This window comes from Burkholderia sp. S171 (assembly GCF_009766085.1).
Taxonomy (GTDB): Bacteria; Pseudomonadota; Gammaproteobacteria; order Burkholderiales; family Burkholderiaceae; genus Caballeronia.
Genome location: NZ_LMUF01000007.1, coordinates 48,569 through 67,022, shown reverse-complemented (window position 1 = coordinate 67,022; position 18,454 = coordinate 48,569). Strand labels below are relative to the sequence as shown.

At 60.9% G+C, this 18,454-nt stretch carries 19 protein-coding genes; 3 read left to right on the top strand and 16 right to left on the bottom strand.

The window, feature by feature from the left end:
* Nucleotides 1–317: 317 nt before the first annotated feature.
* Nucleotides 318–1,025 (bottom strand): transposase, encoded by a 708-nt coding sequence (locus GSQ93_RS03225; protein WP_158934211.1) that lies wholly within the window; start codon nucleotides 1,023–1,025, stop codon nucleotides 318–320.
* A 278-nt stretch (nucleotides 1,026–1,303) separates the two neighbouring features.
* Here GSQ93_RS03225 and GSQ93_RS03220 point away from each other — a divergent pair, with 278 nt between their 5' ends.
* Entirely contained in the window at nucleotides 1,304–2,029 is a 726-nt protein-coding gene (locus tag GSQ93_RS03220; RefSeq protein ID WP_158934210.1) for an OmpW family protein, read from the top strand.
* Between the two features lie 139 nt (nucleotides 2,030–2,168).
* Here GSQ93_RS03220 and GSQ93_RS03215 read toward each other — a convergent pair whose 3' ends face one another.
* Nucleotides 2,169–2,315, bottom strand: coding sequence for a hypothetical protein (locus GSQ93_RS03215; protein WP_158934209.1), 147 nt, complete (start codon nucleotides 2,313–2,315; stop codon nucleotides 2,169–2,171).
* Between the two features lie 15 nt (nucleotides 2,316–2,330).
* On the opposite strand from GSQ93_RS03215, the gene GSQ93_RS03210 reads away from it, so the two are divergent.
* Complete coding sequence (locus GSQ93_RS03210; RefSeq protein ID WP_158934208.1) at nucleotides 2,331–2,708, top strand: YqjD family protein; 378 nt, start codon at nucleotides 2,331–2,333, stop codon at nucleotides 2,706–2,708.
* 78 nt (nucleotides 2,709–2,786) lie between these two features.
* On the opposite strand, the gene ugpQ is transcribed toward GSQ93_RS03210, so the two are convergent.
* The 14 genes from ugpQ to GSQ93_RS37960 form a co-directional block, all read right to left on the bottom strand.
* Nucleotides 2,787–3,530, bottom strand: a complete 744-nt coding sequence (gene ugpQ, locus GSQ93_RS03205) for a glycerophosphodiester phosphodiesterase (RefSeq protein ID WP_158934207.1) — start codon at nucleotides 3,528–3,530, stop codon at nucleotides 2,787–2,789.
* 23 nt (nucleotides 3,531–3,553) lie between these two features.
* Nucleotides 3,554–4,636 carry a sn-glycerol-3-phosphate import ATP-binding protein UgpC gene (locus GSQ93_RS03200; protein ID WP_158934206.1) on the bottom strand — a complete coding sequence of 361 codons (1,083 nt, stop codon included), beginning with the start codon at nucleotides 4,634–4,636 and terminating at the stop codon, nucleotides 3,554–3,556.
* Between the two features lie 10 nt (nucleotides 4,637–4,646).
* Nucleotides 4,647–4,955, bottom strand: a complete 309-nt coding sequence (locus GSQ93_RS03195) for an antibiotic biosynthesis monooxygenase (RefSeq protein ID WP_158934205.1) — start codon at nucleotides 4,953–4,955, stop codon at nucleotides 4,647–4,649.
* 14 nt (nucleotides 4,956–4,969) lie between these two features.
* Nucleotides 4,970–5,815 (bottom strand): sn-glycerol-3-phosphate ABC transporter permease UgpE, encoded by an 846-nt coding sequence (gene ugpE / locus GSQ93_RS03190; protein WP_158934204.1) that lies wholly within the window; start codon nucleotides 5,813–5,815, stop codon nucleotides 4,970–4,972.
* Nucleotides 5,812–6,696 carry a sn-glycerol-3-phosphate ABC transporter permease UgpA gene (ugpA, locus tag GSQ93_RS03185; RefSeq protein ID WP_158934203.1) on the bottom strand — a complete coding sequence of 295 codons (885 nt, stop codon included), beginning with the start codon at nucleotides 6,694–6,696 and terminating at the stop codon, nucleotides 5,812–5,814. The genes ugpE and ugpA overlap by 4 nt, the downstream gene beginning before the upstream one ends.
* 7 nt (nucleotides 6,697–6,703) lie before the next feature.
* Nucleotides 6,704–8,026 carry a sn-glycerol-3-phosphate ABC transporter substrate-binding protein UgpB gene (gene ugpB, locus GSQ93_RS03180; protein WP_158934202.1) on the bottom strand — a complete coding sequence of 441 codons (1,323 nt, stop codon included), beginning with the start codon at nucleotides 8,024–8,026 and terminating at the stop codon, nucleotides 6,704–6,706.
* A gap of 73 nt (nucleotides 8,027–8,099) precedes the next feature.
* A complete protein-coding gene (locus tag GSQ93_RS03175; protein ID WP_158934598.1) occupies nucleotides 8,100–9,296 on the bottom strand; it encodes a deoxyguanosinetriphosphate triphosphohydrolase in 1,197 nt (398 codons plus the stop codon).
* A gap of 423 nt (nucleotides 9,297–9,719) precedes the next feature.
* A complete protein-coding gene (aroB, locus tag GSQ93_RS03170; protein WP_158934201.1) occupies nucleotides 9,720–10,805 on the bottom strand; it encodes a 3-dehydroquinate synthase in 1,086 nt (361 codons plus the stop codon).
* Nucleotides 10,805–11,356, bottom strand: a complete 552-nt coding sequence (aroK, locus tag GSQ93_RS03165) for a shikimate kinase AroK (protein WP_158934200.1) — start codon at nucleotides 11,354–11,356, stop codon at nucleotides 10,805–10,807. Before aroK ends, aroB begins: the two co-directional genes overlap by 1 nt.
* A 107-nt stretch (nucleotides 11,357–11,463) precedes the next feature.
* Nucleotides 11,464–13,107, bottom strand: coding sequence for a type IV pilus secretin PilQ (locus GSQ93_RS03160; protein ID WP_158934199.1), 1,644 nt, complete (start codon nucleotides 13,105–13,107; stop codon nucleotides 11,464–11,466).
* Entirely contained in the window at nucleotides 13,104–13,940 is an 837-nt protein-coding gene (gene pilO, locus GSQ93_RS03155) for a type 4a pilus biogenesis protein PilO (protein WP_158934198.1), read from the bottom strand. The genes GSQ93_RS03160 and pilO overlap by 4 nt, the downstream gene beginning before the upstream one ends.
* On the bottom strand, nucleotides 13,937–14,641 hold the full coding sequence (locus GSQ93_RS03150; protein WP_158934197.1) for a fimbrial assembly family protein: 705 nt from the start codon (nucleotides 14,639–14,641) through the stop codon (nucleotides 13,937–13,939). The genes pilO and GSQ93_RS03150 overlap by 4 nt, the downstream gene beginning before the upstream one ends.
* Nucleotides 14,638–15,255: a hypothetical protein gene (locus GSQ93_RS37965; protein WP_254073732.1), complete on the bottom strand. Its 618-nt coding sequence runs from the start codon at nucleotides 15,253–15,255 to the stop codon at nucleotides 14,638–14,640. The genes GSQ93_RS03150 and GSQ93_RS37965 overlap by 4 nt, the downstream gene beginning before the upstream one ends.
* 48 nt (nucleotides 15,256–15,303) lie before the next feature.
* Nucleotides 15,304–15,642 carry a pilus assembly protein PilM gene (locus GSQ93_RS37960; RefSeq protein ID WP_254073731.1) on the bottom strand — a complete coding sequence of 113 codons (339 nt, stop codon included), beginning with the start codon at nucleotides 15,640–15,642 and terminating at the stop codon, nucleotides 15,304–15,306.
* Nucleotides 15,643–15,979: 337 nt separating this feature from the next.
* Here GSQ93_RS37960 and GSQ93_RS03140 point away from each other — a divergent pair, with 337 nt between their 5' ends.
* Complete coding sequence (locus tag GSQ93_RS03140) at nucleotides 15,980–18,388, top strand: penicillin-binding protein 1A (RefSeq protein ID WP_158934196.1); 2,409 nt, start codon at nucleotides 15,980–15,982, stop codon at nucleotides 18,386–18,388.
* The last annotated feature ends 66 nt before the right edge of the window (nucleotides 18,389–18,454 follow it).

The window sequence follows — 18,454 nt, the reverse complement described above, 5'->3', positions numbered from 1 at the left end:
GCGTATTTGCTCGCGCCATCGGCAGGCCAAGACCCTGAACCTGGACGATAAACGCGAAGCCGGTCGTGCAAACGGACGCGATGCATCCTGAACTGCCGGAAAACGAAATATACGCGATGAATCAAAAAGTTGGCAATCAAAACGCGTTGATCTGACACCTATTATCGAGTTGGTGCATGTTTGCCCCATTTAATTAGTTCCATATCAAATGAGGCTAAAAATAAACGGCGCGCCGATTTTTGTCGTCACGCCGTTCAGTTCATTCTTCAGTTCCGATGCAAAAACTCCGTTAACAGCCTTAACAACCGTTGCCAACGCTAACGAGTTTGAGGCGTCTCACGAATCTTGCGTGGACGGCCGCGAGGCAGCGGCGAGACGCGCCGGTTGGCGGCGCGTCCTGCCCACTCCCTGTAGGTATCGCTGCCGAGCACCCAGCCCTTGAGCGTCGCCTGAAGCAGCCGGTTGGCTTCGCGCTCGTCAAGAGGCTGCTCGCACAGCTCTGTATAGGCGCGCTGGCGTTCGAATGGCGTATTGCCGAGCTTCCAGTACAGCGGGTGATCGGTGATGAGGCTGTCGAGCGTCAAGCCGATGTGATGGCGGTAGCTGGACCATTTGTAGTCTTGCGGGAAGGCGGCAAGCTCGGCATGCACAGGCGCCATCTCGACTATGCGGCTCGCGAGCAGGAAGTAGGTTTCACCTTCGATCACCGTTGCCCGGTAGCGGCCTTCCCACAAGGTGCCGCGGCGGGCGTAACGGCGATTGAAATGCGCGACGTAGCGCCGGCCGACCGCCTGCATGGCTTTCGGGAGACTGGCTTCGTCGCGGGGAGTGACGAGCAGATGCACCGCGCCGGGCATCAGCGCGTACGCGTGGATGGCGAGATGGTGGTCACGGGAGGCCGTGCGCAGGCATTCGATAAAAAGCTCGTAGTCCGGAGCTTCGACGAAAGCGGGCTGCTGATCGAGACCGCGCAAGATGACGTGCTGCGGTTGTTCGGGAACGTAGAGTCGTGCAAGCCGTGCCATGCTGGATTTTCCGTTGGTCGAGCGTTGGTCGGATTCAGATATTCCGGCGGTCCGTCAAAGCCTCATTCTGGGCCACCTTGAAATTTTTCGTTTAAGTCCTTCGGGGATGCGTCAGCCCGCGCATTAACCCATGCTTCAACCGGGAAAAATCAGGAGCCCGGCACCGCGCTAACCCAATTGGAGCCAGCATTCTTCTTAGGGAAAACGCTCTGAGGCGAAGCATGGTTTGTTTCAAATGTTCTGTTCATAATTAGCGTGCTTTTACGGAGGAGCACTCAATGAAAATAAAACGGGTTGTTACGGGGGTCGCGGCATTCGCGTGCGTGTCTGGCGCAGCGCATGCACAGTCGGCGAACACATTCTTCGTCACTACAGGCTGGTTCCATTTCGCTCCTATCTCCAGTAGCGGCCCGCTCAAGGAAACGAGCGTAGGTGGATCGCCAGTCGGCATTGAAGTACCCAACACTGGCGCGAGCCTCTCTAGCGGCGACACCGCGGGCTTCACCGCCGGCTACTTTGTCACCGACCATATCGCTGGCGAATTCGTTCTCGGCATTCCGCCCTCGTTCGACTTGAAAGGCGAAAAGTCATATTCGCAATATGGCACGCTCGGTTCAGCCAAGCAGTGGAGCCCTACGCTGTTGCTGAAGTACTACTTCATGCAACCACAATCGAAGATTCGCCCGTACGTGGGTATTGGCGTGACGCGCGTGTGGTTCACCGACGCAAAGATCACGAATACCGCCTTCGAAGCCAACGTACTGCATGGTCCGACCGATGTATCGACGGATAGTTCGTGGGCGCCCGTGTTTAATGCAGGCCTTACATACGCGTTCAACGAACACTGGTTCGCCGGTTTCTCCATCTCTTTCGTGCCGCTCCACGCCACAGCCAAGCTGACGACCCAGGCGCAGACGCCGGTTGGCCAGCTCACCGTGAACTCGGAAGCAAAACTGAAGCTGAACCCGATCGTGACGTACCTGAACGTCGGGTATCGGTTCTAAGCACCCGGTTTTTTCGCTCTTCCGTCAAAGCAAGCCAAGAACAACGCCGTTGCGAGGAATCCTCGCAACGGCGTTTGTCTTTGAGCGTTTGTAAATATGACTCGCAGCAGCCACATTTGCGGGCCTGTCCGGGCAGTTTCTACTTTTTCCAATTTTCTACTTTTCGCCAGATGCCTTGCCTGGCAATGCTCGAGCGCGCAATGTTGAACGCGGCGGGCGAATCGGCATCCAACTTGCTCACCTTTTGTTTTTCCGCACTTTTGCGGCCCATCCACGATTCATCCATCGACGGAGCGATCCTATGAACGCATTCCCCAATACGCGAGATGCCCTCGGAGATTCATGGAACTCCACCAGTCGCCGTGCACGACGCATTTCGCGTCATAGCCGCGACGCGGCGCAGGACATTGGCGGCGAATTGCGCACGCTGATTTCGGAGATTGAAGAAACGCTGTCAGAAGGGACGTCAGCCGACGTCGCCGCGCTGCGGGCCCAACTGGGCAAGAGCGTGGACTCAGCACGCGCACGTTTGAACGACACACAAGACGCCGTTCGCGCCCGCGCGAATGCGGCGCTAGCCGATGCGGACACCTATATTCACGACAAACCCTGGCAAACCATCGCCCTGGTTGGCGGCCTTGCGCTCGTAGCGGGCGTCTTGCTGGCCCGCGCCCGATAAGCCTTTTGCTTGTATCGATGAAAAACGCGCGCCGAATTGCTTCCGGCGCGCGTTTTTTACTTGTTCGCTTGTTTCAGCTCAGTTCAGAAAATCCGCGCCGATCACATCGATCCGGTCCGTGCAGATTGCATCCACGCCCCATTTCGCGAGTTCGCGCGCCCGCTCCGGGTCGTTGACGGTGTAGGCCAGGATCCGCAAGCCGGCATCCTTGATCTGCGCGACCAAGCGCTCGTCCAGCGTCTTGTGATCCGCATGCAGCGATACACAGGCCAACGCCGTGGTTTGAGCCCGCCAGTCGCCGGGAATGGCTTCGTAGAGCATACCGCGCGGCAAATCCGGCGCCGCGCCGGCAGCGGCCTCAAGCGCCGCGTACGAAAACGACGACAACAGCGGCGCCGTTTCTGCGCCCGACCATAGCCGAGCGGCTTCCTGCGCCACTAAAACGCCTGTCTCGACATCCCGCCCTTCGCACGGCTTGATTTCGATATTCGCCGCTAATCCGTGCGCAAAACACCGTTCCGCGACCTGAACGAGCGTCGGCATGCGCGCACCGGCAAAACTCGGATCGAACCAGCTCCCGGCATCGAGTTGCTCGAGTTCTTCGTAGCGAAGGTTTTTTGCCAGGCCACGCCCGTTCGAGGTGCGGTCGACGAGGTCGTCGTGTAGCAAAAACACAACGTTATCCGCTGATAACTTCGCATCGAATTCGATCATTTTCAGACCGAGACGCGCGCCGGTATCAATTCCGTCGAGCGTGTTTTCCGGCGCGACTTTCCCGCCGCCACGATGCGCCACGATGCGCGGATAAGGCCAGGTTTTCATGTTCTTGTACCCTCTCGTACCCTTTAATTGACGCGTAAGCCCGTTGCCGGATCGAAGATGTGAAGGCGGTGAGCCGGCAGCGCCACTTCCAGCGCCTCGCCGCGCGCCGGACGATGCTCATGCGGCAAACGTACGGCGACGTCGTGTTTGCCCCAACGGCCATGTGCCAGATTGTCCGCACCGAGGAGTTCGCAGGAATCCACCGTCAACGAGACATGTGCGCTCTGCTGCTCCGGCAGCATGTGTTCCGGCCGAATGCCCAACACCCACTCACGACCCTTCAAATCCTGTTGCAGCGACTGCATGCCCGTGAGCGGCAGGCGTGGCCCGTTCCCCGCGACATCGAAGCCCAGGCCGTCGTCCGAAACACGGCCTTCCAGCAAGTTCATGGCCGGTGAGCCGATAAAGCTCGCGACGAACACCGTCGCCGGCCGCTCGTAGACTTCGGTCGGCGGCCCGATCTGCTCAGCCCGGCCGCGATTCATCACGATCACGCGCTGCGCGAGTGTCATCGCCTCGATCTGGTCGTGCGTGACATACAGGCTCGTGGTCGCAAGGCGCGCGTGCAGCCGCTGGATCTCCAGCCGCATTTGCACGCGCAGCTTGGCATCGAGGTTGGACAGCGGTTCGTCGAACAGGAACACGGCCGGTTCGCGCACGATCGCGCGGCCCATTGCCACCCGTTGCCGCTGGCCGCCGGACAACTCGCGCGGCTTGCGCGCGAGCAACGGTTCAAGTTCCAGGATCTTCGCGGCGTTCTGCACGCGCCGGTCGATTTCCGATTTGCTGACACCGCCGATCTTCAACGCGTACGCCATGTTCTGCGCGACGCTCATGTGCGGATACAGCGCGTAGTTCTGGAATACCATCGCGATATCCCGATCCTTCGGCTCCAGCTTGTTCACCACTTTCTCGCCAATGGAAATCGTCCCTTCCGACACGCTTTCCAGCCCCGCAACCATCCGCAGCAAGGTCGATTTCCCGCAGCCCGACGGGCCGACCATCACGACGAATTCGCCGTCCGTCACTTCCACGTCGATGCCATGCAGGACAAACTGCTTGCTGTCGTAGGTTTTCTTGACGCCTTGAAGGCTCAGTGCAGCCATCGACCCGCCTTCATTTAAGGGCGCCCGCGACCGTCGCAAAATGCGCGACCGCGACACCCGGTTCATAGAATTTATGCAGCAATTCGCGCCACGTCTGGTAGCCGGCGGAGTTGCGGAAGCCTTCCTGATGCGCCGCGACCGTTTCCCAGCGTACGAGCAGCACGTAGTGCGAGCCATTGTCCGCGTCAGCGCCACGCACCAGTTCGTGCGAGAGAAAGCCCGGTTGCGCCGAGATGATTTTCTCGGCTTCAGCGAACGCCGCTTCGAACGCGGCCTCTTCGCCCGCCTTCACCGGCAATTGAGCAACTTCAAGGATCATTGAATGAGCCTCCGTTATTTTTCGGAATCGACGAGACCACGCACGAACCAGCGCTGCATCGTCAATACAACCGCGAGCGGCGGCAACATGGCCAGCAGCGTTGCAGTCATGACCAGATGCCATTCGGTGGCGGTGTCTCCTGAGGCGATCATGCTCTTGATGCCGACCACCGCCGTTTGCAGCGATTGATCGCTCGTGATCAGGATCGGCCACAAATACTGGTTCCAGCCGTAGATGAACGTGATCACGAACAGCGCGGCAATGTTCGTCTTCGACAGCGGCAGCACCACGTCCCACAGGAACCGCAATGCGCCGGCGCCGTCGATGCGCGCCGCCTCCATCAACTCATCAGGCAGCGTCATGAAGAACTGGCGGAACAGGAACGTCGCCGTCGCCGATGCAATCAGCGGCAACGTCAAGCCCGCGTACGTGTTGCTGAGGTGCATCGACGAAACGACTTGAACCGTCGGAAAAATCCGCACTTCCACCGGCAGCATCAGCGTGATGAAGATTAGCCAGAAGGCCAGGTTTTTAAACGGGAAGCGGAAGAACACAATGGCGTAAGCCGACAACATGGAGATAGCGATCTTGCCGATCGAAATCACCAGCGCCATGACCAGGCTGTTCAGCAACATGTGGCCGAACGGCGCCGCCGCGTTGCCGCTGCCGTGCGTCCATATATTCGCTACGTTCTCGAACAAGTGCGTGCTCGGAACCAGCGAAAGCGGCACGCTGAATACTTCCGCCTCGCTCATGGTGGCGGCGCAAAAAGCGATGTACACCGGAAACACGACCAGCACCACGCCCACGATCAGCACCGCATGGCAAAACAGGTCAAAACCGCGACGGTTCTCGATCATGAGTACTGCACCCGACGTTCAATAAAGCGGAATTGCACGACCGTCAGCGCCACCACGATCACCATCAGCACGACCGACTGAGCGCCGGAACTGCCGATATCGAGACCTTGGAAGCCCTCGGTGAAAATCTTGTAGATGAGCGTCTTTGTGGACTGCGCGGGACCGCCGCCGGTGGCTGCATCGATGACCGGGAAGGTATCGAAGAAGGCGTAGACCACGTTCACGGTCAGCAGGAAGAAACTGGTTGGCGAGAGCAACGGCAGCGCAATCCCGAAGAACCGCCGCACCGGCCCGGCGCCGTCAATGGCCGCCGCCTCGATCAACGACCGCGGGATAGCCTGCAGCCCGGCATAGAAGAACAGGAAGTTATAGCTGACCTGCTTCCACACCGAAGCCAGCACGACCAGGAACATGGCCTGGGAACCGTTCAGCGCGTGGTTCCAGACAATGCCGTATTTCGCGAGCGCATAGGTCACGAGACCGATGCTCGGATTGAACAGGAACGACCACAGCACGGCAGCAATAGCCGGTGCAACCGCGTACGGCCAGATCAACAGCGTCTGATACAGCTTCCGGCCTCTTGTCACCCGATCAGCGCACGCGGCCAGCAACAGCGAGATCACCAGGCCCGACACGGTGACCAGCGTGCAAAAAATAATGGTCGTGTTAAATGACGAGAGGTAAAGCGGATCGGTGAAGATCTGCTTGAAATTCGCCAGTCCGACGAACTCGCTCGATGTACCGAACGCGTCCTGGGTCTGCGTGGCCTGCCACAGCGCCTCGCCGGCCGGCCACAGGAAAAAGAGCGCGGTGATGGCGAGTTGCGGCGCGACCAGCAGATAGGGCAGCAGGCTCGTATTGAACCGCGATCGTTTTTCCATGGCGAGTTTAGTTTCCAGCCTTTTCGAAGCGGCGCAGCAGGTCGTCACCGCGCGATGCCGCCGAATCAAGCGCATCCTTCGGCGATTTCTTCTGTGCCCAGACCTGCTCGAGTTCTTCGTCAACAATCGTGCGGATCTGCGGCATGTTGCCCAGGCGCAAGCCCTTCGTGAACGGCAGGGGCGGCTTGTTCAGCATCTGTTTGATGGCGGTATCGGCGCCAGGATTCTTTTCATAGAAACCCTGCTTTTGCGTCAGCTCGTAAGCGGCGGTCGTGACCGGCAGATAGCCCGTGTCCTGATGCCACTTAGCCGCGACGGCCGGCGAGGTCAGGTAAGCCAGGAACTTGGCGACACCCTTGTACGTTGCCGGATCCTTGCCAGCCAGAACCCAAAGACTCGCGCCGCCGATAATCGCGTTCTGCGGTGCGCCCTTCACGGTCTGGTCGTACGGCATCATGCCCGTGCCGAAATTGAACTTCGCGTACTTCTTGATGTTGGCAAGCGACCCCGACGAGTTGGTCACGATGCCGCAATCGCCGCTATAAAACTTCGATACCGCTTCGTCCTTCCGGCCGACATACGTGAACGTGCCGTCCTTCGCCATGTTTTGCAGGCGCTGGATGTGCGCGATCTGCAGCGGCTTGTTGAATTCGAGCACGGCGTTGGTGCCGTCGAAGCCATTATTCTCCGATGCAAACGGCAGGCCGTGCCACGCGCTGTAGTTCTCCAACTGAATCCAGCTCTGCCAGCCCGACGAATAGCCGCACATGCCGGCTGCCTTCAGCTTTTTCGCATCGGCTTCGAGTTCGTCCCACGTCTTCGGCGGCTGGGTCGGATCGATACCGGCTTTCTTGAACGCGTCCTTGTTGTAATAGAGGACAGGCGTGGAACTGTTGAACGGCATCGAGATCAGCTGACCGGTCTTCGAGTCGCTGTAATAACTCGCGATGGTCGGCACGAACGCCTTGACGTCAAGCGGAACGCCCGCTTGCTTGAAGACATCGGAAACGGGAATGACGGCCTTCTTGGCCTGGATCATCGTGGCCGTACCGACTTCATACACTTGCAGGATGGCCGGCGCGTTGCCGCTGCGATACGCCGCAATACCCGCCGCCAGCGTCTGGTCGTAGCTGCCCTTGAAGACCGGCACGATCTTGTAGTCGCTTTGCGATGCGTTGAAATCGTTTGCGATGTCGTTCACGCGCTCGCCGAGCGCGGATTCCATCGCGTGCCAGAACTGGATTTCAGTGGCGGCCTGTGCCTGACTGGCGCCAAAGGCGAATACAGCGGCAATGGAAAAGGCGCTGACCAACAACTTGCGACTACTCATGAGTAACCTCTCCTTGAACCCCGGTGGAGTTTTTTTGATTGGACAAACGCGGAACGCGTCTGGACGCGGCATTCTAATTGTCGTCTATGACGAACAGACGTCCATATTCTTTTAATGCATACCGATCAGTCATGCCCGCGATGTAATGCGAGATCAGCCGTGCCTGCGGGCTGCCGGAAGCAGACTCGCTGCCGCGGGGGTCGTTGGCAGACTCTTCCGCGATCGGTCCGCGTGCCTGGTAGGCCGGCGGCAGCAGGCGCGGGTCGTCGTTGAACGCCTTGAACAGTCCGCTCACCACGCGCCCCGCTTTGTTAGCCATCCGCATGACCTGGTAATGGCGGTACAGGTTCTTGTAAAGGAAGCGCTTGAGTTCGGTCGCCTGGGCCGCAACGGTCTCGCTGTGCGTGACCAGCGCCGGGGCATCGCGCACGTCATCGACCGATTGCGGATTCAATCGCGCCAGGTTCTCGCTGGTCGACTCGATCAGATCCACGATCAACGTATTGATGATCCGGCGAATGGTCTCGTGTATCAGGCGGCGCCCTTCAATGTCCGGATATTCGCCGCGCGCTGTTTCGTAATGCGTCTGCCACAGCGTGACATCGGCGAGTTGATCGAGCGTGATCAGGCCGGAGCGCAGGCCATCGTCGACGTCATGATTGTTATAGGCAATTTCGTCGGCGACGTTCGCGATCTGGGCTTCTATCGACGGCTGCTTGCGATTCAGAAAGCGCTCGCCCAATGCGCCGAGCTTCAGCGCGTTTTCATGCGAGCAGTGTTTAAGAATGCCCTCGCGGGTTTCGAAGCAGAGATTAAGGCCGTCGAACGCGCCGTAGTGTTCTTCCAGCTCATCGACCACCACAAGGCTCTGCAGGTTGTGCTCAAAGCCGCCGTGATCGCGCATACACTCGTTCAGCGCATCCTGTCCGGCATGGCCGAACGGCGTATGGCCAAGGTCGTGCGCCAGTGAAATGGCTTCGACCAGGTCTTCGTTCACGCGCAGGTTACGCGCCACGGAACGGGCGATCTGCGCGACTTCCAGGCTGTGCGTCAGGCGCGTGCGAAACAGGTCACCCTCGTGATTCACGAAAACCTGCGTCTTGTATTCGAGGCGGCGAAACGCCGTGGAGTGAACAATGCGATCACGGTCGCGCTGGAATTCGGTGCGCGCAACGGGCGGTTTTTCTTCGAAGCGGCGGCCACGCGACTCGGCCGAATGCGCGGCATAAGGCGCGAGATGCGCCTCAAGCGCGAAGGACGTCGGCGTCATGCTGGAAAACTGGTCTGTCTTGTCGCTCACCGGCTGCTCCGAATCATCGTTGCTTTGTTGTTTTTGCTTGGGTCGTGGCTTGGTCGTATTTTCCGCGGCAAGGGCTTAGCTTGGATGCCGCTAAAAGAGCCGACGCGATATCCCGATCTTTCATCTATCGCGGCTTGGCGGTTATTCCGAATCATCATCACCTTCTTCGCGGTGACGGCCGCCCCTGAAACAGGATCAAGCAAGCCAGCGCGAATGGCTTCAAATCTGGAATGCCCTGCGGCTCACCTGTTGCCATGAACCATGATGTTCTTCGCCGCCGTGGCAACGACGGCTGCCGAAGTTAAGCCGGCACCACAGAGGTCAGCGCGCTGTTAAACCCGGACGTCTCGCGACTGAGATTCGTCGCAACAACCCACCGCTGAACGCAGCCGCTCAGACGCTGGCCGCGAGCGTTGCGCGCACCGCCTCGTCGGGTGCACCCGTGATCTTTGTATTGCCGAAACGCTCGAGCAGGATGAATTTGATCTCACCTGCTTCGGCTTTCTTGTCGACCTTCATCAAGTCGATATACCGATCCTCGCCGAGCGCCGGCGCCTTGACCGGCAGCTTCGCTGCGGCGATCAACCGCGTGAGGCGCTCACGTGACGTTTCATCAAGCCGGCCGAGCCGCACCGACAGATCCGCTGCCATCACCATGCCGCAACCGACCGCCTCGCCATGCAGCCATTCCCCGTAACCCAGGCCAGCCTCAATCGCATGACCGAAGGTGTGACCGAAATTGAGAATGGCGCGCAAGCCCCCTTCGCGTTCGTCGGCCGCAACCACCGATGCCTTCACCTCGCACGAGCGCTTCACCGCGTGCGTCAGCGCGGTGGCGTCGCAATCGTTCAAAGCCGGGATGTTCGCCTCGATCCAGTCGAAGAACTCGCTGTCTGCAATCGCGCCCGTCTTGATCACTTCCGCGATACCCGCGGCAAGTTCGCGCGCCGGCAGCGTCTGCAGCGCGCCTATGTCAGCGAGGACCGCTTGCGGCTGATAAAACGCGCCGATCATGTTCTTGCCGAGCGGATGATTGATGCCGGTCTTCCCGCCCACCGACGAATCGACCTGCGCCAGCAGCGTGGTCGGCACCTGGATAAAGGGCACGCCGCGCATGTAACTGGCGGCAGCAAAACCCGTCATGTCGCCGATAACCCCGCCGCCCAACGCAATCAGCGTGGTCTTGCGGTCGGCGCGTTCGGTCAGCAACGCGCTGAAAATCTGGTTGAGCGTCTCGAGGTTCTTGTGCGCCTCGCCATCGGGCAGAACGATGGTCGTGACTTTCTTGCCGAGCGGCGCGAGGGCAGCGCGAAGTGCATTGCCGTAGAGCGGATCGACAGTCGTGTTAGTGACAATGGCGACCGACGAGCCCGCAATATGCGGCGCGTACAGCTCGGTCCGGCCAATCAGCCCGGCACCGATATGGATGGGGTAGGCGCGATCGCCCAGTTCGACGTTGACGGTAATCATGGCGGACATTATGACGTAGCCGGCTTGGCGATGCCGGCCATCTCCAGTTGCATCAACACCATGTTGACGAGGTTATTCACGGTCGGCCGGCCGGTTTCCACGATGAAATGCGCGCACTCCTGATACAGCGGATCGCGGGTCTTGTAGAGCGCTTCCAGCTTGCCGCGCGGGTCGTCGGTCTGCAGCAGCGGCCGGTTTTTATCGCGCCGCGTGCGCTGCCACAATTCGTGCGGCGTAGCGCGCAGGTAGATCACCAGCCCGCGACTCTTCAGATGTTCGCGATTTTCCGGCCTGAGAATCGCTCCGCCGCCGGTTGCCAGCACAATATTCTCGCGCCGCGACAAATCGTCGATCACATCCGCTTCGCGCTGCCGGAAGCCTTCCTCACCTTCGACCTCCCAGATTACCGGGATGCGCGCGCCCGTACGCGCCTCGATTTCGTGGTCGGAATCGATGAAAGAACGCTGTAACCGGCGCGCGACCGCCCGCCCCACGGTGGTCTTTCCAGCCCCCATGAGTCCGACAAAAAATACGTTTGCGTTCGCTTGCCCGGCTTCCAACTCGCTTCCTTGTGCATTGATTCCGGTCCCGATTCTGGTCCCGTTCGTGCGGGAGCTTAAGGGCAAAAGGGCCGCTTTGTCGAGTCGGAAAGGCTTGCCGGCGGCCCTCACAGACGCGCCGGAACGATATGCGGGGTAATGAAAATGACCAGTTCGCTGCGTGAATTGCGGCGCGCGGTGTGACGAAAAAGCCAGCCCAATACCGGGATTTTACCGAGCAGCGGGACCCTCGTGACATCTTCGCGCTCGTCGGTGGAATATATCCCGCCGATTGCCACCGTGCCGCCATCCTCCACTTCCACGCGCGTCTGGACGTGCTTGGTGTTGATCGCCGGGCCGGCGGCCGTCTGCTCGCCGACGCTGTCCTTCGATACATCGAGATCAAGGATGACGTGGCCATGCGGCGTAATCTGGGGTTCGACCTCCAGTTTCAGCGCGGCCCGGCGAAACTGGACGCCCGATACGCCATTGCCAACTTTCGCCTGATACGGCAATTCCGTGCCTTGCTCGACCACTGCCCTCACGCGATCCGCCGTGATCACGCGGGGACTCGACACGATCTCGCCGCGGCCTTCGTTTTCGAGCGCGCTCAACTCGACGTTCAGCAAGCGCGTAGCCTGCGCGGCGAATAGCGTCAGGCCGGCGGTCGCGGCGTCAAACCCGCCAATCGGCCGCGCCGATAAATCGAACACTGCACCGTCCGCGCCGCCCACAACGCCCCTCGCGGTGGCGTCACCGGTGGGCGTCATAGACAGTTTCACGCCGAGATTGCGCGAAAAACCGGTGTCGCCCTCCACAATGCGCGCCTCGATCATCACCTGCGGCGTCGGCTGGTCGATCCGCGCGATCAGCTCGGCGATCTGCGCGACGCGGGCGTCCAGGTCAGTGACGAACAGCAGGTTCGTGCGGGCATCGGCCATGACAGAACCGCGCTTCGATAACACCCGCTGGCTGCCCGAGCCCGTGAGGAGCTTGCGAACGTCGTCGGCGCGCGGATAGCGCAAAACGAACGTGCGGCTGGCGAGCGGCTCGAGATCGGCTGCACGGGCGTGCGCTTCGTAGCGAAGTCGCTCGCGCGCGGCCAGTTCGCTAAGCGGCGCCACCCAGATGACCTCGCCGTGGCGTTCCATCGCCAGACCGTGGACATCGAGCAGCGTGTCGAACGCGCGCCGCCACGGCACGTCGACAAGATTCAGCGAGACCAGCCCGCGGATCTTCTCGCTCGTAACAATGTTGACGCCTGAAAACTTCGCGAACGTTTGCAGCACGGCGCTCAAGTCGGCGTTTTTCAGGTTCAGCGAGATTGGCTTGCCGTCGTCCCGCGACGTGACGGCAGAGTCCGCTGGACCACGGCTCATGCGCTCGATGGGCGGTAGTGGAGTCGGCGGGCCTTCTAGCGGAGGCGTGGCGTCAGGTGTGGCCGATGGAGCGGATGGAGCGGACGTTGTGACCGGCGTCAGCCAGGCTGTGTCGTCATCGGACGGTGGCGCGACGACGGCCGCAGGAACGTCAACCGCGAACTGGTCCGTGGGGAGCGTGTCGGGAAACGGCTCGGGCAGTGGCGGCAAAGGGGGAATTGCTGCGTGGGCGGTAACAGCCCTCAGCAGCAACGCGGTTGCGATACCACACGCGCGAATTCGCCACCGCAACGAGAACGAGCCGAGGACCGGCGCCCCGCGAGCAACCCGAAGCTTCACGCTCACCGAACGGCCTAACAACCGAAAAACCCGCAAAATTCGCAGCATCTTCATGGCCGGTCATCCGCGAAGCCAATCGTCCGCATGGCCCCATCAGGGCGACTTAGCTCAATCGAACGCGAACGGACATTGCCAAGCCGCTCGTCGCCAATCATCTGGCCCGGCAGAAATCCATCGACTCCCGCAGTTGTCTCGACCAATGCCATCTCACGACGCCGAGCACGCAAAGTTCCGACAAGCAGCATCGCGCCTCCATCGCCCACGCCTGCGCCGTTCTTCACACCAAACGGATCGATAGCAAACGCGTCCCGGCGCGAGGGCTCCGGCCGTGCGACCGCCGGGAGATCCTCGAATACTCGCAGCGTCGCTTCCAGGGAAAGCGCATTCGCCACTCGTTTCATTTGCACGTCTGCCGGAACGACGAGTCTCGGCAGCCCTTCCAGCGCGTCGAGAAACCGCCGAATTTCGCCGAACGAACCCTCGGCGCGAAATTTCAGCGGCCGCTCGACCTCGATCCCGTCGCCCTTCTGCGCCGACGGTTCGATCATGCCGATCCGCAAGCCGCTTTGAGCGGCGAGCGCGGTCAGTTCGTGAAGTGCGTCGGCAACGGTCCAACGGACGAGCGGCGCGCCATCGCCTGAACGCACGCGCATCGCGGGCAACTGCGTAGTCATTCCTCGTGCGCGGTCCAGACGTTGTTGCGCTTCGTGCGACGCCAAGCGGCTCGCTTCCGTGCCGCTGAGATCGGAGGAGCGCCACAACGACACGCCTGCGGCAAATACCAGCACGGCGATCAGGGCGCCCGTGAACGCGATCCGATACCCACTCCAGCTATCCAGAGGCTGTAGCAATTGAAACCCGCGGGAGGATTGAGTGAGACGGTTCATCGCGTGCTCCGGCTGGCAGCTTTCGGCTTCGACGATGCCTCTCGTCTAACGGCCTTTAGCAGCTTCGGCGTTGCGTCCCCGCCGGCGCTCTGCGTCCAACGCACGACCGCGATGAAATCGTAAGGGCTCGCCTTGCCCTGCGAATTGACCGCATCGGGTTGCGCGGCGACCGCGACGGCTGAAGGCCGCACAGCAACGACCCGCTGGCGCATTTCCACGATCTCCACGGCCCGTACGCCCGTCACTTTTTCAAGCGCTTTCAGCCACGCGGCGGCCGTATGTGAATCGGGCGCGCTGGCGGCAAGCTCCACCTCGCTCACGCGCTGCGTCACCCGCTGCAAGCCAATATTCCCCTGCGATGTTCCCCGCGCGAGCGCGTCGAGCAAGCCGAGAAACCGGGCGCGCGGCTCAGCTAGCGGCACGGCAGCGCTCTGTGCCCTGCGCCCCAGCGCTTCACGCTCGACCAGCCGCGCATGCTCCGCGATCGGCGCACTCAACTGCTTCAGCGCCCGATCGAGTAATTCTCGTGTCTCTTCTATATGCACCCGCTCCAACGCGTCCCAACCCGCCACGACGCCGACCGCCGCACATCCGGCCAGCCCCGCGCCCGCGAGCAGCGCCAACGCCCGGTTACGGGCTCGACGCCGTGCACCCGACCGGTACGGCAGCAGATTGAAGGCATGCAAACTCATTGCGCTCATGGCATCACCTCGCGCAGTGCAAGCCCCATCGCCACCGCGAACAGCGGCGAATGTGCGAGACGCTCGTCCACCCGTTGCGCGCCGTTGCAAAACGGCGCGCACTCAAACGGCATGACCGGGCAGCCGAACAACGCGGCCAGCATTGGCGTGGAAACGCCTGCGCGATTAAGCAGCTCGATATCCCCGCCGATATAAATCCAGTGCACCGGTAGATCATTGCCAACCAGATCGGTCAGCGCTTCAGTCGCGCTTGAATATTCCGGCGACGGATAACGCACCTCGTTCTCCACGCCCTCCTCACCGACAAGCCACGCATGCAGCCCCGCACTTTCCACCCAGCAAGCGACGAAACGTTCCAGCGGATCAATCTCCAGAGCCGCCGAATACCGGAGAGCGCGCAACGCTGCGCCCGGTTCGCCATCGATCGCACTCAACACAATGTTCGCGGCCGCCGCCGTCTCCACACGCGACTCCACGTATTGCCGCCCGGTGGCCGCAATCGATACCTCAGCGTCGCCGTTCTCGAGCGCCTGGATAGACCAGTCGACTGCCAGAGCGCTACGCTCGATCCCCGCCACGCGCTCGGCTTCTGCCAGCACAGCGGGTTCGAGCAAGCCGCGTGGATCACGCCCCGCCGCCGCTGAAATAGAAACCTGGCTTGCCTACGTAAGCCGCGCCAACGGTACCCGCGTGGTCAGTGTCGCCGACGCCGGCAACGCCATTGCACACCGCAGTGAGCGAAGGGCGCCTCGCGCGGGCAGCCGTGAAAACACTTCTCGCAACGCCGCCGAGACAGCCATCCGGTCAATAAAATCCCCGCCGATTACCACGCCCGGTTCAAGCAGAACCTCCTCTAGCCGCTCGACACAGACCGGCCGGTTCGCCTGCAACCGCTTGCTGACAACGGCCAGCCTCACGGCCCCTTCGGTAATGTCGATACCCGCCGCGAACCGGCGCGTAACGGTCAAGACCGATCCGCGCAATAGTGTTTGCGTACCCATGCTCATCCTCTCTTTCCACGCTGCGCACCGAACTGTTCGGGCGCTGGCAATGAAACGATTGTGGGCAGCGGCGGTGGTTGCCACCATTCGTCCAAGTGGCTAACGTAAAGGGTGAAGCAAAGGGTGGAAGGGCTTAAAAAACGCAGATGAGGGCGGGCATGAAACAAGCGTGGAAACGTTTCAAAAGAGGCGATGCAAACGTTAGCAGTCTCAGTCCGTCAACGCATATCGTGAGGAAAGAGGGGTCACCGCACCCAGCGCGCAACACCCCAAGTAAGCCAGACGAAAGCCGCAAAGTCGGGCAGCTATAATCGCGGGACCGTTTTTTGGTGGTGCCATGCAATCTCAGTCTCCGTCGTCCCCTCCGTCCCGTCATCCCGATTCCACGAAGCGTGTTCGCCCGCTTTGGGTCAGGCTTCTGCTCGGATTGTTAATTTGTATTGTCGGGCTGATTATCAGCGCGGGGCTCGTGCTCGGTTACGCGCTGGTGGTGGCTCAGCCCAATCTGCCGTCGCTCGAAGCGCTCACCGACTACCGCCCGAAAGTACCGCTGCGGGTCTACACGGCAGACCACGTTCTGATTGGCGAATTCGGCGAGGAACGGCGCAGCGTCGTGCGTATCCAGGACGTGCCGGATTACCTCAAGAAAGCGGTGCTCGCCATTGAAGACGCGCGTTTCTACGATCACGGCGGTGTCGACCTGACCGGTATTCTTCGCGCCGGCACGGTGGCATTGACGAACGGCCATGCGTCCCAGGGCGCCAGCACGATCACCATGCAAGTCGCGCGAAATTTCTTCTTGTCGAGCGAAAAGACCTACACCCGCAAGATCTACGAGATGCTGCTCGCCTACAAGATCGAGCGCGCGTTGACGAAAGACCAGATTCTCGAGGTCTATATGAACCAGATTTATCTGGGACAGCGTGCCTACGGATTCGCGAGCGCAGCGCGGGTTTATTTCGGTAAGGACCTGAAGGACATCACGCTTGCCGAAGCCGCCATGCTCGCCGGCTTGCCGAAAGCGCCCTCGGCGTACAACCCGGTCGTCAACCCGAAACGCGCGAAGGTGCGCCAGCAATACATCCTGGAACGGATGCTCGAACTGCATTACATCACGCAGCAACAATATGAAGACGCGGCGAAACAACCGCTCGTGGTCAAGGGCGCCGGGCGCGAGTTCAGCGTGCACGCCGAATACGTGGCGGAAATGGTGCGCCAGATGATGTACACGCAGTATCGCGAAGAGGCTTATACGCTGGGCCTGAACGTGGTGACGACCATCGATTCCGCCGATCAGGACGCGGCGTATCGCGCCGTGCGCAAAGGTTTGATGGACTATGAACACCGGCATGGGTATCGCGGGCCGGAAGCGTATATCGATCTGCCTACGGACCCCGACGATCGTGAGCAGGCTATCGACGACGCCCTGGTCGATCATCCCGACAACGGCGAGATCGTCGCGGCGGTTGTCACCGAGGCGAGCCCCAAGCAGGTGAAGGCGAGTTTTATCGATGGCAACGTCGCGGTCGTTCAAGGCAACGATCTGCGTTTTGTCGCGAGCGCGCTCAGCACGCGGGCGCAGCCGAACCAGCGCATCCGGCCGGGCGCGATCGTGCGCCTGATGAAAAACGACGACGACAACTGGATCATCACGCAACTGCCGCAAGTGGAAGGCGCGTTCGTTTCCATCGTGCCGCAGGACGGCGCGATCCGCGCGCTGGTGGGGGGCTTCGATTTCAACAAGAACAAGTTCAACCACGTCACCCAGGCGTGGCGCCAGCCGGGCTCGAGCTTCAAGCCGTTCATCTATTCGGCGTCGCTGGAAAAGGGTTTGTCGCCGGCGACCATCATCAATGACGCGCCTTTGTACTTCAGCGCAGCTGAAACCGGCGGCCAGGCGTGGGAGCCAAAGAACTACGGCGGCGGTTTCGACGGCCCGATGGCCATGCGCACGGCGTTGATGAAATCGAAGAACCTGGTGTCTATCCGGATCCTGAACAATATCGGTCCGAAGTATGCGCAGGGCTATGTGACGAAGTTCGGTTTCGACGCCTCGCGTCAGCCCGCGTATCTGCCAATGGCGCTCGGTGCGGGCCAGGTCACGCCGCTGCAAATGGCCACGGGGTACTCAGTGTTCGCGAACGGCGGATATCGCGTGAATCCCTACCTGATCGCCGATATCACCGACCCGCGTGGCGCCGTGGTCTCGCATCCGCAGCCGCTGGTCGCTGGCGACACCGCTCCGCTCGCCATTACGCCGCGCAATGCCTACGTGATGAACAGCCTGCTTCAAAGCGTGGCGCAACGCGGTACGGGCGCGAGAACGAATCAATTGAAGCGGACTGATATTGCCGGCAAGACCGGCACGACGAACGACTCGCACGACGCGTGGTTCGCCGGCTACCAGCATTCCTTGGTAGCCATTGCGTGGATTGGGTATGACGCGCCGCGCAGTCTCGGCGATAAGGAAACGGGCGGCGGACTCGCGCTGCCCGTGTGGATGGACTACATGAGCCGGGCGTTGCGCGACGTGCCGGAATTCAAGTCGACCATGCCGCCCGATGTGGTCTCGCTAGGCGGCGAACTCTATTTCGACGATATGACGCCGGGTCACGGATTCGTGGCAACTATTGGCGTGAGTCAGGCCGTGCCGGAAGATGTCAGTGGCGGGACACCCTCCGCGCCCGCGCCGCAGGTTGGCGAGCAGGAAAAGCAGGACATCATGAATCTGTTTAAAGGACAGTAAGCAGCGTCATTGAACTCAATTGAACTCAAGCCCCGGCTAGTCCGGGGCCTGAGCGCCAAATCAAGC

What these genes read in the sequence shown, in the direction of transcription:
- GSQ93_RS03225 (WP_158934211.1), bottom strand. Translation starts at nt 1,025, where the DNA reads ATGGCACGGCTTGCACGACTCTACGTTCCCGAACAACCGCAGCACGTC.
- GSQ93_RS03220 (WP_158934210.1), top strand. Translation starts at nt 1,304, where the DNA reads ATGAAAATAAAACGGGTTGTTACGGGGGTCGCGGCATTCGCGTGCGTG.
- GSQ93_RS03215 (WP_158934209.1), bottom strand. Translation starts at nt 2,315, where the DNA reads ATGGATGAATCGTGGATGGGCCGCAAAAGTGCGGAAAAACAAAAGGTG.
- GSQ93_RS03210 (WP_158934208.1), top strand. Translation starts at nt 2,331, where the DNA reads ATGAACGCATTCCCCAATACGCGAGATGCCCTCGGAGATTCATGGAAC.
- ugpQ (WP_158934207.1), bottom strand. Translation starts at nt 3,530, where the DNA reads ATGAAAACCTGGCCTTATCCGCGCATCGTGGCGCATCGTGGCGGCGGG.
- GSQ93_RS03200 (WP_158934206.1), bottom strand. Translation starts at nt 4,636, where the DNA reads ATGGCTGCACTGAGCCTTCAAGGCGTCAAGAAAACCTACGACAGCAAG.
- GSQ93_RS03195 (WP_158934205.1), bottom strand. Translation starts at nt 4,955, where the DNA reads ATGATCCTTGAAGTTGCTCAATTGCCGGTGAAGGCGGGCGAAGAGGCC.
- ugpE (WP_158934204.1), bottom strand. Translation starts at nt 5,815, where the DNA reads ATGATCGAGAACCGTCGCGGTTTTGACCTGTTTTGCCATGCGGTGCTG.
- ugpA (WP_158934203.1), bottom strand. Translation starts at nt 6,696, where the DNA reads ATGGAAAAACGATCGCGGTTCAATACGAGCCTGCTGCCCTATCTGCTG.
- ugpB (WP_158934202.1), bottom strand. Translation starts at nt 8,026, where the DNA reads ATGAGTAGTCGCAAGTTGTTGGTCAGCGCCTTTTCCATTGCCGCTGTA.
- GSQ93_RS03175 (WP_158934598.1), bottom strand. Translation starts at nt 9,296, where the DNA reads ATGACGCCGACGTCCTTCGCGCTTGAGGCGCATCTCGCGCCTTATGCC.
- aroB (WP_158934201.1), bottom strand. Translation starts at nt 10,805, where the DNA reads ATGTCCGCCATGATTACCGTCAACGTCGAACTGGGCGATCGCGCCTAC.
- GSQ93_RS03160 (WP_158934199.1), bottom strand. Translation starts at nt 13,107, where the DNA reads ATGAAGATGCTGCGAATTTTGCGGGTTTTTCGGTTGTTAGGCCGTTCG.
- pilO (WP_158934198.1), bottom strand. Translation starts at nt 13,940, where the DNA reads ATGAACCGTCTCACTCAATCCTCCCGCGGGTTTCAATTGCTACAGCCT.
- GSQ93_RS03150 (WP_158934197.1), bottom strand. Translation starts at nt 14,641, where the DNA reads ATGAGCGCAATGAGTTTGCATGCCTTCAATCTGCTGCCGTACCGGTCG.
- GSQ93_RS37960 (WP_254073731.1), bottom strand. Translation starts at nt 15,642, where the DNA reads ATGGGTACGCAAACACTATTGCGCGGATCGGTCTTGACCGTTACGCGC.
- GSQ93_RS03140 (WP_158934196.1), top strand. Translation starts at nt 15,980, where the DNA reads ATGCAATCTCAGTCTCCGTCGTCCCCTCCGTCCCGTCATCCCGATTCC.